Genomic DNA, 17780 nt, shown 5'->3' with positions numbered 1-17780 from the left:
CTGGGGCTAGGCCTTCTTTGCAGGCTTTTTCTTTTTGCTCGGCATCGAGACCTTAATGCCCTGGGCGGACTTGGTCACCTGCGAACGTTTGGTGCCCGCACCTTTCTTTTTCTTGGGCTGGGCCTTTTCCACACCCTCGAGCGCGCGAACCTCGGCCTCGCGAGCGGTGCGCTCCTCACGGCGCTGCGCCATATCGGCGGCGACGCGCTTGGCAAAACGCTGGGCCGTCGAGCCCGTCGAGCTCACCTTGCCGCCACCGCGACCCAGACGGACGCGAACGCCACGGCCAAAGCCAGTGGCAGCATGGCGACGGCGCGGCTTAAGCGAATCCATCATCGTGGCGAGCTTAAAGAACACCGTGCAGGTAAAGACGACGATCGCCAGCAAGATAACGGCCTCGCCCGTCGAAAGATTAGCGATGGACAGCAGCTCCGGGAATCCGATAACACCCGCCAAGATGCCGACGACGACAAATACAAAGAGCACCACGCGCAAGGGAGTGAGCGGCTGTGAGATGCGCCAGATCAGGCTCACGCTCGCCGCACACGACGTAAGCAGGCACATGGTCGAAAGCGTGAGCTGGTTAAAGCCAAACACGCGCGCCACAAAGATATCGAGCGCCGCAGCCATAATAACCGCCAGCGACGCCGGCAGCGCACGCTTGAGCACGTTGGTCAAGAATGACCCCTTCACGCGGGCGTTGTTGGGCTCCAAACCCAGCACAAAGCCCGGCGCGCCGATGCAGAAGAAATTGATGAGCGTCATCTGGATCGGCTCGAAGGGATACGGCGGAAACGCGATACACAGTGCCGCCAAGCCCATCGAGAACAGCGTCTTGGTCAGAAACAGCGCCGCAGAGCGCTGCAGGTTGTTGATGGAGCGACGGCCCTCGGCCACCACGGCGGGCATCGAGGCAAAATCGTTGTCGACCAGCACGATTTCGGCCACGTTGCGCGCGGCATCGGAACCGGCGGCCATGGCCACGGAACAGTCGGCTTCCTTGAGCGCCAGCACGTCGTTGACGCCGTCGCCCGTCATGGCAACGGTATGGTCGCGACGCTTGAGCGCCTGCACGAGTTCGCGCTTCTGTTGCGGGGTCACGCGACCAAAGACGTGATAGCGGTCAACCGCCGCATCAATCTTGGACGGCGTATCGAGCGTCGTGGCGTCGACGTAGGCATCGGCCCCCGGAACGCCCACCACGCGCGCAATCGACGACACCGTGCGTGGGTCGTCGCCGCTGATCACGTTGAGGGTCACGCCCTGCTCGTTAAAGTAGCCGATGGTCTCGGCGGCCGAGGAGCGGATCTCATCGCGAATGGTCACAAAGCCCACAGGCTCTGCCTCGCCCAACATATCGCCGTCGGGCGTAAAGCCATCCACACGGGCCACCACAAGCACGCGGCAGGTATCGGCGAGCTCGGCCACACGGTTCTCGACCTGCGCAAAGGCGCGCTCCGAAAGCACAAATTGCGCCGCGCCCATCACATAGGAGCCCTGCGAAAACGACGCACCGCTCCACTTTTTGGACGACGAGAACGGAATGACAGACAGCGGCTCGGAAACCTCGACCGGGCGGTCAGCGTAATAGTTGAGCAGCGCCTGACAGGTCTCGTTGGCGTCTGCCGAGGTGGCACGCGCCACGTTGGCGAGCGCAAAATCCAGGACCGTGGTCTCGACGGGGACAGCTGCCTCGTCCGAGTCCGCGCCAAAGCCAACGCCCTCAACAGGCAGCGGGTAGGTACCCTCGACCTCCATACGGCCCGAGGTAATGGTGCCCGTCTTGTCCAGGCACAGCACGTCGACGCGCGCGAGCGTCTCGATACAGTAGAGCTGCTGCGCGAGTACCTTGCGGCGCGCCAGACGCACCGTGGCGATGGCAAGCACCGACGAAGTCAGCAGCACCAGGCCCTGCGGAATCATGCCCAAAAGAGCGCCCACCGTAGACAGCAGCGCCGACGAAGGCACGCGACCGGCAAGCAGCTCGGAAAAACACCACGAAAGCGCGCTATCGCCCGGCGTACCGGCGGCATCCCACAGCTCGCTCACACTCGAGGCAAAGAGCGCCAGGCCGAGCGGAATCATAATGAGGCTCGCAAAGCGCACGATGGCGTTGAGCGCATTCATGATCTCGGAATTGACCTTTTTGACGTACTTGGCCTCGTTGTTGATCTTGGCCACGTAGTTGTCGGCGCCAACATGGATCACGCGGGCGCGCAGCAGGCCCGAGTCGATAAAGCTGCCGCTCATGAGCTCGGAGCCGGGCTGCTTTTTGATGAGATCGCTCTCGCCCGTCAGCAGGCTCTCGTTCACGAGTGCCTCACCCGACACCACCACGGCGTCGGCGGGAATCTGGTCGCCGCGCCCCAGGCGAATGATATCGTCGAGCACGATCTGGTCCAGGTCGAGCTCTACCTCGGCGCCGTCGCGCACCGCGATGGCCTTCTTAGAGGTGAGCAGCGTAAGCTTATCGACCATCCGCTTGGAGCGCATGGACTGGATGACGCCAATTGCCGTGTTTAAGAACACCACGAACAGGAACGTCAGGTTCTTAAACGAACCGGTCAGCAACACCAAAATCGCCAAAACCACGTTGATCAAGTTAAACAGCGTGCAGAGGTTCTCGATGATGAGCTCGCGGACCGACTTGGTCTTGAGTTCCATGTTGCGGTTGATCTTACCGGCGGCGATGCGCTCCTCGACCTCGGCGGTCGAGAGTCCGAGCTCGATATCCGTTGCTGCCATACCTTGTCCCATCACGTCGCGTCGGTATAAGAAAACCGCCCGGACCATGCGAGGTTCGGACGGTCTTACGTTCGAGGGTGCCCCATGTTGGATTCGAACCAACGGCCTTCTGCTCCGGAGGCAGACGCTCTAATCCCCTGAGCTAATAGGGCGAACGGTTGGCATTATACCCAAGTGCGCCACGGGCTAACAAAAGAATAGAAAAAGCTTTGCAATTACGTGGGAGACACGGCGCAGAGGCTCACCTTAGAACGCAAAAGTGAAACAATTAGTATAAACTCTCATGCACATATATAACGGCTCGCGATGCGGGCCGTTTTTGCAAGAGCTATCCATCGAGGTGAGAGGCACACCATGATTGCGATTTTAAAGCAGAGCGCCAGCGACGAGGCCGTCGGCCATATCGTCAGCTGGATTGAGAAGAAGGGTCTCAAGACCGACGTCTCGCGCGGCGAGAACGAGACCATCATCGGCCTGGTGGGCGATACGACCAAGATCGACCCGTTCTTGCTCGAGTCCATGGATGTCGTCGAGCGCGTGCAGCGCGTCTCCGAGCCCTTTAAGCGTGCCAACCGCAAGTTCCACCCCGAGGACTCCGTCATCGACTGCGGCCACGGCGTCAAGATCGGCGGCGACCAGTTCCAGGTCATCGCCGGCCCGTGCTCCGTCGAGGGCGAGAACCTCATCCGCATCGCCCGCCGCGTGAAGGCCGCCGGCGCCACGATGCTGCGCGGTGGCGCCTACAAGCCCCGCACCTCCCCTTACGCCTACCAGGGCATGGGCCCCGCCGGCCTGGACCTGCTATGCAAGGCATCCGCCGAGCTCGACATGCCGATCGTCACCGAGATCATGGACCCGCGCGACGTGCAGGTCTTCTTGGACAAGAAGATCGACGTCATGCAGATCGGCGCCCGCAACGCGCAGAACTTCCCCCTGCTCAAGGAGGTCGGCAAGACCAAGACCCCGGTCCTGCTCAAGCGCGGCATGTCCGGCACCGTCGATGAGTTGCTCATGGCTGCCGAGTACATCATGAGCGAGGGCAACGACAACGTCATCCTGTGCGAGCGCGGCATTCGCACCTTCGAGACCCGCACCCGCAACACCTTCGACCTCAACGCCGTGCCGGTGCTGCACCACCTGTCGCACCTGCCCGTCGTCGCCGACCCCAGCCACGCCACCGGCTACACCCGCTATGTCGAGCCCATGGCGCTCGCCGCGACTGCCTGCGGCGCCAACGGTCTGGAGATCGAAGTCCACGACGACCCGAGCCACGCTTGGTCCGACGGTGCTCAGGCCCTCACCCCCGACCAGTTCGACGACACCATGCGCCGCATCCGCGCCATCCGCGAGGTCGTCTGCCAAGAGACCGTTCAGGAGTAACCCATGGGTACGGTGAGAAACGCACGCGTCAACCAGGGTGGACCCAAGTGCGCCGGCATCGTGGGCCTGGGCCTCATCGGCGGCAGCTTTGCCCGCGGCTATGCGCAGGCGGGCGTTCGCGTGCTTGCCTGGGACCCCGACGATGACGTGATGACGGCCGCCAGCATGGGTACCGTCGCCGGCGAGCTCAACGACGAGACGCTCGGCGAGTGCGACATCATCGTCCTTGCCTGCTATCCTAAAGGATGCATCGAGTGGCTCGAGGCCCACGCTCAGGCGCTCGCCGACGCCACCGACACCGATGCCATCATGGGCCCCGTGGTGATCGACACCGTGGGTGTGAAGGGCATCGTGTGTGAGCGGGCCTTTGAGCTCGCACGAGAGCACGGCTTTTACTTTGTGGGCGCACACCCCATGGCGGGCACCCAGTTCTCGGGCTACGCCCATTCCAGCGCCGACCTGTTCCAGGGCGCACCGCTCGTGCTCGTTCCGCCTGCGGTAGACGATGCTCTTAAGCTGGAGCTCTTGGGCCAGGTTCGCGAGATGGTGCGTCCCTTGGGGTTTGGCAAGTTCAGCGTGACCACCGCCACCGAGCACGACCGCGTGATCGCCTTTACGAGCCAGCTCGCGCACGTGGTGTCCAACGCCTACGTAAAAAGCCCCACCGCCCAGGTCCACCACGGCTTCTCTGCCGGTAGCTACCGCGACCTCACGCGCGTGGCCCACCTCAACCCGCAGATGTGGTCCGAGCTCATGATTGACGACGCCGACGCTCTCGCCTTCGAGATCGACCATCTGATCGATTCGCTCGGCGCCTACAGCCGTGCGCTCAAAGACCGCGACCAGCGTTATCTTGAGAATCTCCTTGCCGAGGGCGATCGCATCAAGCGCGCACTCGACGACGAGAGCGCCCACTAGACCACCTATCACGCCAGGTCGAAAGGACCATAGCTTATGGCGATTACCATCGATATCGACACCGCACGCCCCTACCAGGTACACGTGGGCACGTTTTTACTGGAGCAGGCAGGGCCACTCGTTCGCGCCACCGCCGGAGGCACCCGCGCCGTCATCGTGACGGACACCAACGTGGGCCCGCTCTACCAGATGCCCGTTAAGCAGAGCCTGGAGGCGTCAGGCTATGAGGTAAGCATTTGCACCTTCGAGGCCGGCGAGGTACACAAGCGCGCCGAGACCTACGTTGCCATTCTTGAGTTTGTAGCCGAGCACGAGCTTTCGCGCTCCGACGTGATCGTGGCACTCGGCGGCGGCGTCGTGGGCGACGTGGCTGGCTTTGTGGCCGCCACCTACATGCGCGGCTGCAAGTTTGTGCAGATCCCCACGAGTCTGCTCGCTATGGTGGACTCGTCGGTGGGCGGCAAGACGGCCATCGACCTGCCTGCCGGCAAGAACCTAGCTGGCGCCTTTTGGCAGCCGAGCGTGGTTATCGCCGACGTGGGGTGCCTGGCAACCCTCACGCCCGAGCAGTTCGCCGACGGCTGCGGCGAGGTCGTCAAGCACGCCGTGATCGCCGACCCCGAGCTCTTCGCCGAGCTGGAGAAGACCCCGCTCACGCTTGAGCTGCTGAACCGCGACGTGGCCCGCGTGGCGCTCATAATCGCCCGCAATATCGACATTAAGCGCGCCGTGGTCGTTGCCGACGAACGCGAAACCAATCAGCGCAAGCTCCTCAACTTTGGCCACAGCGCCGGGCACGCCGTCGAAGCCTGCGAGCACTTTGAGCTCGGCCACGGCAACTGCGTGTCGATTGGCATGGGCATCATCACGCGTGCCGCAGCCCTGCGCGGCATTTGCGACGCCGAGCTGCCTGGTCGCATCGAGGAGCTCTGCGCGCGCCATGGCCTTAAGACCCGCTGTGAGCTTTCGGCCGACGCCATCTTTGCCGAGGCTCTGCACGACAAAAAACGCGCCGGCGACACCATCGACCTGGTGATTCCGCACGGCATTGGCCGCTGCAGCATCGACCGCACGCCGCTTTCCACCTTCCATGATTTAATTGCCGAGGGCCTCGGCCAGAAGGGAGACGCATCCGTATGCTAGCCCGCATCACCCCCTCCCCGCTCAAGGGCACCGTTCCCGCCATCGCGTCCAAGTCGATGGCGCACCGCCTCATCATCTGTGCCGCACTCGCCAACGGCGAGACGCACGTCACTTGCAACACCACCTGCGCCGATATCGAGGCCACGGTGCGCTGCCTCACGGCCCTGGGTGCCCGCATCGAGACCGTCGAGGACGGGTTCCAAGTCCATCCCACCATGAAGAGTATTGAGTTTGGCCTGCTCAAGGCACTTGCGGGCGGCACGCTCGACTGCGGCGAGAGCGGCTCCACGCTCCGCTTTATGCTGCCCGTCGCCTGCGCGCTGGGGGCAGAGGCCACCTTTGTGGGCCAGGGCCGCCTGGGCGCACGCCCCCTCTCCCCGCTCTCCGACGAGATCATTGCCGCCGGCTGCGACCTGCAGGGTCTGGGCGGCTTCCCGCTCAAGACAAGCGGCCGCATGCGCCCGGGCACCTTTATCCTGCCGGGCAATGTGAGCTCGCAGTACATCTCCGGCTTGCTGCTGGCAGCCCCGCTTTTGGCCCAGCCCTCCTGCGTGCAGGTAACCGGCCTTATCGAGAGCCGCCCCTATATCAACCTGACCATCCAGGCCATGAAGGCCTTCGGCGTCGAGGTCAACGTCGAGCGTATCCCCGCCAAGGACGGCCAGCCCGAGATCACGAACTTCCGCGTGGACAGCGGCTCGTACCGCACTCCAGGCAACGTTGCTGTCGAGGGCGACTGGTCCAACGCCGCCTTTTGGCTGTGTGCCGGCGCCATCGGCTCCGACCCCATCACTGTCGAAGGTGTGTCGCTCAGCTCAGCGCAGGGCGACCGCAACGTACTTGCCGCGCTCTCGCGCTTTGGCGCCCGCATCGTGCGCTCCACCAACGCCGCCACCGTGCAGTCCGACAAGCTCGCTGGCTTTGAGATGAGCGCGCACGACATCCCCGACTTGGTGCCCGTAATCTCGGCCGTGGCATCGCTGGCGCAGGGCCGCACGTTCATCCGCGATTGCGCCCGCCTGCGCATCAAGGAATCCGACCGCCTGGCCACCACCACCCATGAGCTCACCGCACTGGGGGCGCAGGTACGCATTGCCGGCGACGACCTCATCATCAAGGGTGTCGATGCCTTTACCGGCGGCGAGGTCGATTCGCACAACGACCACCGCATCGCCATGATGGCTGCCATCGCTGCGAGCCGTGCCACCGGCAAGGTCGTGATCCACGGCGCCGAGGCCGTCAACAAGTCCTATCCCGATTTCTTTAACCACTACCGCCTGCTGGGCGGCAAGGTCACGCTCGAGGAGGAGTAGCATGTCCTCGACCTTTGGCAACGTTTTGCACTTAAGCATTTTCGGTCAGTCGCACTCCCCTGCTATCGGTTGCTCGCTCGATGGCATTCCCGCCGGTATCGCCATTGACCAGGAGCAGCTGCAGGCCTTTTTGGACCGTCGCGCCCCCGGTCGCGACGAGACCGCAACCAAGCGCCGCGAGGCCGACGCCGCGCATATCATCGCCGGTGTGGTCGATGGACACACCACCGGCGCACCTATCGCTGCGATTATCGAGAACACCAACACGCGCTCCAAGGACTATTCCGAGCTGCGCCGCAAGCCCCGCCCCGGACACGCGGACTTCCCAGCCCGCGTGAAGTACCACAACATGCACGACGTCGCCGGCGGTGGGCATTTCTCCGGCCGCCTGACGGCCCCCCTATGCATCGCCGGCGGCATCGCGCTGCAGGCACTCGAGGCCCACGGTATTCGGGTGATGGCTCACGTGGCTCAAATTGGTGGCATCTCCGACCTGCCCATGGATGACATGGTCTATCGAGAGGCCGACCGCAAGGCGATCCTTACGAACGACCTGCCCTGCATTGACGCCGCTGCTGCCGGTCGCATGCGCGAGGAAATTCTGGCCGCGCGCGACGAGCTCGACAGCATCGGTGGCATCGTGGAGTGCGGCATCTACGGCCTGCCCGCGGGCATCGGTGACCCCATGTTCGACGGCATCGAAAACCGCATCGCGCAGATCGCGTTTGGCATTCCCGCCGTAAAGGGCGTGGAGTTTGGCATGGGCTTTGCCGTGGCCGCCATGCGCGGCAGCGAGAACAACGATCCATACCGCGTTGATGCCGAGACAGGCGAGATTGCGGTCGAGTCCAACAACGCCGGCGGCATTCTGGGCGGCATCTCCACCGGCGCACCCGTCATGTGGCGCATGGCAGTAAAGCCGACGCCCTCCATCGGTCGCGAGCAGCAGACCGTGGACATGGACGCCATGGAAAATGCCGAGCTCTCGGTCCACGGCCGCCACGATCCCTGCATCGTCCCGCGCGCCGTCCCCGTAGCCGAGGCAGCCGCCGCCCTCGCGATTTGGGACGCCCTTCTCGAGGACGCCGCCCAGCGCTAAAAATCTCCGTGGGGGCCAACTCCGGCCCCCACGCCCACCCAGTGATTTTTCTGGGACGGGGATTAAAAAATCATTAGGTACACAATGATTTTTTAATCCCCGTCCCAGAAAAATCACCGACACGTGAAAGGGGTCCCTATGGACCTTGCTGACATCCGCAAGACCATCGATGGCATCGACACCACGCTGCTCAATAGTTTTGTCGAGCGCATGGACATTGCCACCGAAGTCGCCAAATCCAAGATCGAGATGGGCAAGGCCGTCTTTGACCCCGCCCGCGAGCGCTCCAAACTCAATAACCTCGCCAGCCGCGCACCCGAGCGCTACGAGGCCCAGACCATCACCCTGTTCCGCCTCCTCATGAGCATGAGCAAGGCCGAGCAGCAGCGCTACATCAACGAGCTCAAGGGCATAACGGTGTCGCAAAAAGCCCGTGCCACGGCCGCAGCCTTTGACACGCCCTTCCCCCAGACGGCTACCGTTGCCTGCCAGGGCGTTGAGGGCGCCTACAGCCAGATCGCCGCGTGCAAGCTCTTCGACGTGCCCGATATCGCCTTCTTTGAGACCTTCGAGGGCGTTATGCGCGCCATACGCGACGGCTTCTGCGAGTTTGGCGTGTTGCCCATCGAAAACTCAACTGCCGGATCGGTCAACGCCGTCTACGACCTGCTCGCGCAGTTCGACTTCCATATCGTGCGCTCGCTGCGCCTCAAGATCGATCACAACTTACTCGTCAAACCCGGCACCAAGCTCGCCGACGTGCGCGAGGTCTACAGCCACGGCCAAGCCATTGCCCAGTGCGCCGGCTTTATCGAGGGCCACGGACTGCATGCCACCAAGTACCCCAACACCGCTATGTCGGCCGAGATGGTCGCCAACTCCGAGCGCACCGATGTCGCCGCCATCGCCTCGCGCAGCTGTGCCGAGCTGTATGGCCTCGAGGTGCTGGAGCCCAACATCCAGGACTCGGACAACAACTACACGCGCTTCGTCGTCATCAGTCGCGAACCGCGCGTCTATCCCGGTGCCAACCGTACCTCGCTCATGATCACCACGGCCAATGAGCCGGGCGCGCTTTATCGCGTACTCGAGCGCTTCTACGCCCTCAACATCAACCTCATCAAGCTCGAGAGCCGCCCCATCCCCGGGCACGACTTTGAGTTTATGTTCTACTTTGACCTGGACTGCCCCTTTGGCAGCAAGGCCCTCGACGACTTGCTCGACTCAATCGACGACGTGTGCGAGAGCTTCACCTACTTTGGCAGCTATACGGAGGTGCTCTAGATGACCGATACCGTCGCGACCCGCCCCTACGGCGTGCTGGGCCGCGTGCTGGGCCACAGCTACACCCCGACCATCTACAAAGAGCTCGCTGGGCTCGAGTACGTGCGTTTTGAGCGCGAGCCCGAGGATCTCGAGGCTTTTATGACGGGCGATGAATGGGAAGGCACCAACGTGACCATCCCCTACAAGCGTGCCGTCATGGAATACCTGGACGAGCTGAGCCCGCTGGCCGAGCGCATGGGCAACGTCAACACCATCACGCGCCTGCCCGATGGCCGCCTGCGCGGCGACAACACCGACTACTTTGGTTTTCAGTGTCTGGTCGAGGAGCTGGGCGTTGAAGTTGCCGACAAGAAGGTCCTTGTGCTCGGCGCCACCGGTGGCGCGGGCACTACGGCCAGTATGGTGCTCGGCGATCTGGGCGCCATCGTCGTACCCGTGGGTCGCACGAGCGAGGTCAATTACGACAATATCGCGCAACAATCCGATGCGGCACTGCTCGTCAACTGCACGCCTGCCGGCATGTTCCCCCACTGCCCCGACGCTCCCTGCACGCTCGAAGGCCTCGATGCGCTCGAGGGCGTCATCGACATTGTCTACAACCCCGCCCGCACGGGTCTGATGCTCGAGGCCGAGCGCCGCGGCATCCCCTGCATCGGCGGCCTGCTCATGCTTGTGGCACAAGCAGCACAGGCTGTTGAGCGCTACACCGGCAAAGCCACCCCGCGCGAGCGCATCCTGGACGTAACGGAGCGCCTGTCTCACCGCGAGCAGAACATCGCCCTGATTGGCATGCCAGGTTCGGGCAAGACCCGCGTGGGCGAGCAGATCGCCCAGCTCACGGACCGCGAGCACATCGACCTCGATCGCGCCCTCGAGGAGCGCCTGGGCATGCCCTGCGCCGACTTTATCGTCGAGCGCGGCGAGGCGGCCTTCCGCGAGCAGGAGACGGCGGCGCTAGCCGACATCTCCAAGCGCAGTGGCCTGGTGCTCTCCACCGGCGGCGGCGTGGTCACGCGCGATGAGAACTATCCGCTGCTGCACCAGAACAGCCGAATCGTGATGCTTAACCGCAAGCTCGACGAACTCGCTCATAAGGGACGCCCCATCACTGCCCGCGATGGCATCGAAAAGCTCGCCGAGCAGCGCATGCCGCGCTACCGCGCCTGGGCCGACCACACCATCGACTCGCGCGACTGCGCCGCCAACACCGCCCGCGCCGTCCTCGACACCCTCCCACCCGCTCTCTAACAAAAACCACCACAAAGGGGACAGGCACCTTTGTGGTGGTTTTTCATTCCGCCTCACCGCCCGACCAACTCCAAAGGAAGCAACCATGAAAGCACTCGTCATCAACGGCCCCAACCTCAACATGCTCGGCATTCGCGAGCCGGGCATCTACGGCAGCGACAACTACGACCGCCTGGTACAGATCTGCCAGGAGGCAGGCGCCGCGCAGGGCTTTGACGAGGTCGAGGTCTTCCAGTCCAACCACGAGGGCAGCATCGTCGACAAGATCCAGGAGGCTTACGGCAAGGTCGACGGCATCGTCATCAACCCGGCGGCCTACACGCACACCAGCGTAGCCATCCTGGACGCGCTCAAAGCCGTCGCCATCCCCGCCGTTGAGGTCCACATCAGCGCCGTCGAGACGCGCGAGGACTTCCGCCAGGTGAGCTACGCCCGTCTGGCCTGCTTCGCCACCATCACCGGAGAGGGCCTCCAAGGCTACGCCCACGCGTTGGAGCTGCTGAAAGAGCATCTGCTACACTAATCCTTGGGACTAAATAATCAGGTTTGTTTGTCCCAAAGCTTAAGTAGCTGTCCAATTGACATACAAAGGAGCATATCCATGTCCCAGTACGATTACCTAGTCGTCGGCGCCGGCCTCTCTGGCGCCGTCTTCGCTAACGCCGCCAAGCGCGCCGGCAAGTCGGTCCTAGTCATCGATCGCCGCGATCACATCGCCGGCAACATCTATACCGAGGACGTCGAGGGCATCCAGGTCCACCGCTACGGCGCGCACATCTTCCACACCTCCATGAAGGACGTCTGGGACTACGTCAACCGCTTCGCCGAGTTCAACAACTACGTCAACTCACCGGTCGCCAACTTCCACGGCAGCATGTACAACATGCCCTTCAACATGAACACCTTCGCCAAGATGTGGCCGGGCGTCGTCACGCCGGCAGACGCCAAGGCCAAGATCGCCGAGCAGGTGGCCGCCGAGAACATCGGAGAGCCGACAAACCTCGAGGAGCAGGCGCTGTCGCTCGTCGGCCGCGACATCTTCGAGACGCTCGTGAAGGGCTACACCGAGAAGCAGTGGGGCCGCGACTGCAAGGACCTGCCCGCGAGCATCATAAAGCGCCTCCCCTGCCGCTTCACCTACGACAACAACTACTTCAACGACCGCTACCAGGGCATCCCCATGGGCGGCTACACCAAGATGGTCGCCAACATGCTCGAGGGCGTCGTGGTGCGCTGCGGCGTGGAGTACAAGGAGCTGGCCGCCGCCGAGCCCGATATCGCCGCCAGGACGATCTACTGCGGCCCCATCGACTCGTTCTACGACTTTAAGCTGGGCACACTCGAGTACCGTAGTCTGCGCTTTGAGACCGAGACACTCGACGAGCAGGACCACCAGGGCGTGGCCGTGGTCAACTACACCGAGCGCGAGGTCCCCTATACCCGCATCATCGAGCACAAGCACTTCGAGTTCGGCACGCAGGAGAAGACCGTCATCACGCGCGAGTACCCGGCGGATTGGAAGCCCGGCGACGAGCCCTACTACCCCATCAACGACGCCAAGAACGAGGCCCTCTACAAGCAGTACGAGGAGCTGGCGGCGCAGGAGGGCGACGTGGTCTTCGCCGGTCGCCTGGGCGGCTACAAGTACTACGACATGGACAAGGCCATCGCCGCCGCCTTCGAGCTCGTCCGCAACGAGCTGGGCGTGGAGCCGACAGAGGCGTAGGGAGCTCAACGACTCGAGACCGACAACCAAATTCGCAAGAAGCAATAAGCCCGGTGCAGCGATGCTACACCGGGCTTATTGTTGAGGGAGCACTGCACGCCCACATGCCCAAAAAGCAAAGACCCGGCATTATACCGGGTCTTCAAAAACTCTCTGGTGCTCCATGGCGGATTCGAACCGTCGACCTTGGGATTAGAAGTCCCCTGCTCTATCCAACTGAGCTAATGGAGCATAAAGCCGGGCGTCCAAGCGGGTACAAGTTCACACGGCCAATAAATTATAACCTACTTGAACTGGTCGTGGTACGCCTTGCAGACCTCATCCACGGGGCCATCCATGCGCAGATCACCCTTCTCGATCCACACAGCACGCTGGCAAATACGCTCAACCTGCTCCATGGAGTGAGAAACGAACAAGACCGTGACGTCGCCACTCTCAATAAAGTGCTGAATACGGCGCTCGCATTTCTGCTGGAAAAAGACATCGCCAACAGAAAGCGTCTCATCGACGATCAGGATGTCGGGCTCGGTAATCGTAGCGATAGCAAAGGCAATGCGTGCAACCATACCCGAAGAGAAGTTCTTCAGCGGCATGTCGACAAAGTCTTTGAGCTCAGCGAACTCGATGATTTCGTCAAAGCTAGCGTCAATAAACTCCTTCGTGTATCCAAGCAGCGCACCGTTCAGATAGATATTCTCACGCGCGGTAAGCTCCGGGTCAAAGCCGGCACCGAGCTCAATCAGCGGCGCAATATTGCCATGGACCTTAACCTCGCCTTCGCTGGGCTCCAAAACGCCAGCGATGATCTTGAGCATCGTAGACTTGCCGGAACCGTTGGTGCCAACAAGGCCAACGACCTCGCCGCGATGCACATCAAACGAAATGTGCTTAAGCGCGCGGAATTCCTCAAAGAACAGCTCATGCTTAGCGAGCTTAATAAAGTACTCCTTGAGGTTTGTAAGCGACTCGGACGCCATGTTAAAGATCATGGTGACGTCTTTGACCTCAACAGCAAGGGGCTGCTTGCTGTAATCAATAGCAGATTCAGTCATGAACAGCACTCCTTAGATGTAGAGAATGAACTTGTGCTCGGTCTTGTGGAACACGGCATAGCCAATGGCAAGGGCAAGAACAGCCCAAACAACACATAGGCCAACCGTAAGGGCAGAAGGCACGGTATTGAACAGGAAGATGTCACGCATAAACTGGAGGTAGTTGTACATGGGATTGACGACCACCAGAACCTGAATCCAGTGATCCATCTTGCCAATGAAGTCAGTCGTCCAGAAAATCGGCGTCAAATACATCCAAGCAGTAATGACAACACTCCATAGATGCATGACATCACGGAAGAAGACCGCCAGCGCAGACAGCATCAGACCCAAACCCATGCAGAAGCACATAAGCAGAAATAAGCAAACTGGCAGCAGAATTAGATGCCAGGTAGGGACCACATGGAACCAGAGCATGACCAAGGCAACAGCAACCAAAGAGAAGGCGAAGTTGACGAGCGAGAACAGCACCTTTTGCACTGGAAAGACCCAACGGTGCACCTTGACCTTCTTCAACAGCGAGGAAGCCAAAATGATGGACATCAACGCCTGGTTTGTCGATTCGGACATAACAGAAAACGTCACATTACCGACAATCAAATAAAGTGGATACATCTCAGGCGTAACGGAGCCATTGCGACCTTGGGCAAAGATTGTCGAAAACACAATTGACATGACAATCATCATCAACAAAGGATTGAGCACGGACCAAGCTACGCCCAAAACGCTGCGACGATACTTAATCTTAAAATCCTTGGTAACCAGCTGCCTAAGGATAAATTTGTCCTTCTCATAATCATTTTTAGCGTGAGAGGCCGGTTTAGCCACCGCTTTCTGACTCTCTAGGTTGTCAGCCACGGACCATCTCCTTGTCTCGTAAAACATAACAGTGGAAAGTATAGCCCTCCCACGTAGACGATAACTCACCGCAACAAATCTGGAGAACTAACCCATATCTAATCAAAGGGGCGGGCGATAGGTATACTTTCGACCAGATGAGTCATTAAAGGAGGTCCTACATGGACTATTCGAATACCGCCGTCATAATCCCCTGTTACAACGAAGCGTTGACGATTGGCAAAGTTGTCGACGATTTTCATCGAGAGCTGCCCGGCGCAACTGTCTATGTTTACGACAACAACTCGTCCGATGACACTTCGCAAGTCGCCAAGCAGCACGGGGCTACGGTGCGCCACGAGCCTAGGCAGGGCAAAGGCAACGTGTGCCGCCAAATGTTCCGTGATATCGATGCCGAATGCTACTTGATGGTCGACGGCGACGATACATACCCTGCCGAAGCCGCCAAGTCACTCTGCAATCCCATCCTTAACGGCGAAGCGGATATGACCGTTGGCGATCGCCTGTCAAACGGCACCTATGCCGAAGAGAACAAACGAGCATTTCACGGCTTTGGCAACAACCTTGTTCGCGCCATGATCAAGTGGATATACGGCTACAGCTTTGACGACGTGATGACCGGCTACCGAGCCATGAGCAAGCCTTTCGTCAAGACGTTCCCCGTTTTGAGTGAGGGCTTCCAGATTGAAACCGAGCTCTCCATCCACGCCGTCGATCACCGCTGGCGCATTCAAGACGTGCCGGTAAAGTATCGAGATCGCCCTGCCGGCTCGGAATCCAAGCTCAACACGGTCAGCGACGGCATCAAGGTCATCGCAATGATTGGAACCCTCTTTAAAGATTATCGTCCGCTCAAGTTCTTTAGTCTTATCGCAATCATCTTTGCCATCGTTGGGCTCGCTCTCGGTATACCAATCGTCGCAGAGTACTTCCAAACCGGATTAGTCCCTCGCTTCCCCACCGCTATGCTCGCCGTCTCGTTCATGTTCTTATGCGGACTAAGTCTGGCAACGGGACTTATCCTCGACTCGGTTGCGAAGGTTGAACGAAAGCAATGGGAGCTACAAGCCTATAAAACCTATTCAAAATAAGAAGAGGTCCGGAGTTAATCCGGACCTCTTCTTATTTAAGACCTAAATACTGTTCCCAGAACTCTCGCGAAGCCATATACGGCATGGCATCTTTCCACGCACCCCTGACGCTCTTGCCTTCCTTACGATAACGTGCCATCAGTTCGTGCTCTCGATGGCGAATGCTCTTGAACCGTGCTCGATCCATCGTGCGTACCGTTCCCTTCTCACGAGTCGGATCAAGAAAGACAAGGGTCTTGCAGCGAGTCGCACTGCCTTCAAGCGTACAGCTGCCGTTCTTAACTATATAGCCAGGCTTGCCACACAGCATCATATCGGGAAGATAATGCTTGTCATAAGGAACAAATCTCCAGAACCTCATAAACTTGGACGGGTGAGATTTGAAATTAACATTAACGAGCACTTGATCCGTAACCCCGGCCCTACGAAGAAGCTCTGGATCCATTTCGGAAACAGGAACCAGCTTTTCATTTAACTTGCCTTTGCCAATCATCGTCGCGGCGCCATCAAGCTTCTGAAGATACTCAGGGCCACGCAGATAGTCCTCAAAGCCATCAAGAATAAACTCGGCAGCCTGGTAATCCATATCGCGCAAGTTCTGACGCACCCCTCGCTGAATACGAAGGACAAACATCTTCTCATCAGCGCAATCATCAAGAGCGATCATGGCAAAGAAGTTGCGGAAGTACTGGTAGCAATCCACCGAAGCGCGAAAGCGGCCCTCAAAGCTTGCGTGCCACACGCAAATGCAATTCATGGTCATGTAAACAGGCTTGTTGCGCATGCCAAACTCAACGTCGTCACAGCGAATGAAGAAGGGCATGGGAAGGCCGTTCTTTTCGATAGCCTTCACCGGAATGCAGCTATACCACCAGGCTCCATAAGCCTGATCAATCTCAACGCTCGTGCGTTCGTTTTCGAGGATGTCGGACAACTCATCAACGTTCAAATCTTCCTTCACACGGCGATAAACACCGGAAGCGTCCACATATGAAACATCCTCATACTGGCGAGCAGGATTCTCCATTGAGAGCATGGCCCCATTAATAAAGGCATTCTTATACTTGCCCTTCGCAAGAGAGAGAAGATTGAACGTACGAATCAAACTCTCGGGCATGATAGAGACATCGTCATCCATCAAGATGATATGAGTAAATTGGTCAGGAGTTTCAGTTGCCGCCATCATTCCACGTGCGAACCCTCCCGAACCGCCCGTATTGGGATTCGGGAGAACAGTGACTAGCTCATCGGAAAGTGATGCAGAATCGAGCGTCTGGCCATTGTCGACAACAAACATGTGGAAATGGTCACGGATCGGGCCTTCCTCTTTAGAAATGCCCGCTTTAACGAGCTCGATATTAGGGAGAATGTACTGTTCATTCTTAAATGTGGTAGTAGAAAGAGCAAGATTGATCGGGTTAATGGAGTCTTCAGGAACATCCGTCAGATAAGAGGCGTTCAAGAGGTCTACAGAATAGCCCTCATCACTCTCAATCCTAAAACCAATCAAGTCGTAGCCGGTTGTATCGATATCAATATCAAGAACGCAAGGATCAACTTTATCGCCATCAAAAGAATTCGATTTAAGCTCGACAGGATTCAGCTCGCCAGACCTTACTCCATGAACGACAACCCGGCCTCTGCCAAATAAAGCCATATGCAAGACAACGCCGTCAACAGACGCATATTGATTCCATTTGCCAGCAGATAAGCCATTTACATACGTCAGAAAGTCAACGCTTCCATTGATATGAAGTGAATGAATATCGTCATCATACGAAGCATCACCGGAGAGCACACGATAGTAGAGTTCGGGATGCATGGTCGCATGTTTATCGACCCGGATGATTATATTTGCAAGTTTAAAAATCATACGTAATTCCTGTATCTAAAATGACTCCAATGAACGGCATGCGAACC

14 protein-coding genes and 2 tRNA genes are annotated in these 17780 nt (G+C 59.4%); 10 read left to right on the top strand and 6 right to left on the bottom strand.

The annotated features are described in order from the left end of the window. Positions 1–6 precede the first annotated feature (6 nt). Together DW823_RS01655 and DW823_RS01650 are read right to left on the bottom strand one after the other, a co-directional pair. Positions 7–2745: an HAD-IC family P-type ATPase gene (locus tag DW823_RS01655; protein WP_118079782.1), complete on the bottom strand. Its 2739-nt coding sequence runs from the start codon at positions 2743–2745 to the stop codon at positions 7–9. Positions 2746–2823: 78 nt separating this feature from the next. Further along, positions 2824–2897 (bottom strand) — tRNA-Arg (locus DW823_RS01650). A gap of 202 nt (positions 2898–3099) precedes the next feature. On the opposite strand from DW823_RS01650, the gene aroF reads away from it, so the two are divergent. The 9 genes from aroF (at position 3100) to glf (ending at position 12859) form a co-directional block, all read left to right on the top strand. Further along, entirely contained in the window at positions 3100–4125 is a 1026-nt protein-coding gene (gene aroF / locus DW823_RS01645; protein WP_118079780.1) for a 3-deoxy-7-phosphoheptulonate synthase, read from the top strand. A gap of 3 nt (positions 4126–4128) precedes the next feature. Beyond that, positions 4129–5043 carry a prephenate dehydrogenase/arogenate dehydrogenase family protein gene (locus DW823_RS01640; RefSeq protein ID WP_118079778.1) on the top strand — a complete coding sequence of 305 codons (915 nt, stop codon included), beginning with the start codon at positions 4129–4131 and terminating at the stop codon, positions 5041–5043. Between the two features lie 36 nt (positions 5044–5079). Beyond that, positions 5080–6186: a 3-dehydroquinate synthase gene (aroB, locus tag DW823_RS01635; protein ID WP_118079776.1), complete on the top strand. Its 1107-nt coding sequence runs from the start codon at positions 5080–5082 to the stop codon at positions 6184–6186. Further along, entirely contained in the window at positions 6180–7499 is a 1320-nt protein-coding gene (aroA, locus tag DW823_RS01630) for a 3-phosphoshikimate 1-carboxyvinyltransferase (RefSeq protein ID WP_118079774.1), read from the top strand. The genes aroB and aroA overlap by 7 nt, the downstream gene beginning before the upstream one ends. 1 nt (position 7500) lies before the next feature. After that, positions 7501–8598, top strand: coding sequence for a chorismate synthase (gene aroC / locus DW823_RS01625; protein ID WP_118079772.1), 1098 nt, complete (start codon positions 7501–7503; stop codon positions 8596–8598). A gap of 138 nt (positions 8599–8736) precedes the next feature. After that, a complete protein-coding gene (gene pheA / locus DW823_RS01620) occupies positions 8737–9882 on the top strand; it encodes a prephenate dehydratase (RefSeq protein ID WP_118079770.1) in 1146 nt (381 codons plus the stop codon). Further along, positions 9883–11133 carry a shikimate kinase gene (locus DW823_RS01615; RefSeq protein ID WP_118079768.1) on the top strand — a complete coding sequence of 417 codons (1251 nt, stop codon included), beginning with the start codon at positions 9883–9885 and terminating at the stop codon, positions 11131–11133. Positions 11134–11218: 85 nt separating this feature from the next. Beyond that, positions 11219–11656, top strand: a complete 438-nt coding sequence (gene aroQ / locus DW823_RS01610) for a type II 3-dehydroquinate dehydratase (RefSeq protein ID WP_118079766.1) — start codon at positions 11219–11221, stop codon at positions 11654–11656. Between the two features lie 78 nt (positions 11657–11734). Beyond that, a complete protein-coding gene (gene glf, locus DW823_RS01605; protein WP_118079764.1) occupies positions 11735–12859 on the top strand; it encodes a UDP-galactopyranose mutase in 1125 nt (374 codons plus the stop codon). Between the two features lie 154 nt (positions 12860–13013). Here the strand turns inward: glf and DW823_RS01600 are convergent. From DW823_RS01600 to DW823_RS01590, 3 genes are all read right to left on the bottom strand, one after another. Beyond that, a tRNA-Arg gene (locus DW823_RS01600) sits at positions 13014–13090 on the bottom strand. A 53-nt stretch (positions 13091–13143) separates the two neighbouring features. After that, entirely contained in the window at positions 13144–13911 is a 768-nt protein-coding gene (locus tag DW823_RS01595; RefSeq protein ID WP_117776189.1) for an ABC transporter ATP-binding protein, read from the bottom strand. Positions 13912–13923: 12 nt separating this feature from the next. Further along, the gene (locus DW823_RS01590; RefSeq protein WP_233542951.1) at positions 13924–14769 is read right to left on the bottom strand and encodes an ABC transporter permease; all 846 of its coding nucleotides are present in this window, start codon (positions 14767–14769) and stop codon (positions 13924–13926) included. A 161-nt stretch (positions 14770–14930) separates the two neighbouring features. Here DW823_RS01590 and DW823_RS01585 point away from each other — a divergent pair, with 161 nt between their 5' ends. Further along, positions 14931–15860, top strand: coding sequence for a glycosyltransferase family 2 protein (locus tag DW823_RS01585; RefSeq protein ID WP_118079760.1), 930 nt, complete (start codon positions 14931–14933; stop codon positions 15858–15860). 31 nt (positions 15861–15891) lie between these two features. Here the strand turns inward: DW823_RS01585 and DW823_RS01580 are convergent, their stop codons facing one another. Further along, positions 15892–17733 (bottom strand): glycosyltransferase, encoded by a 1842-nt coding sequence (locus DW823_RS01580; RefSeq protein WP_118079758.1) that lies wholly within the window; start codon positions 17731–17733, stop codon positions 15892–15894. Positions 17734–17780 lie beyond the last annotated feature (47 nt).

It is taken from the genome of Collinsella sp. AM34-10 (assembly GCF_003469185.1).
Taxonomy (GTDB): domain Bacteria; phylum Actinomycetota; class Coriobacteriia; order Coriobacteriales; family Coriobacteriaceae; genus Collinsella.
Note: the sequence above shows the minus strand (reverse complement) of the source record. Positions and strands in the feature narration are given on the sequence as shown.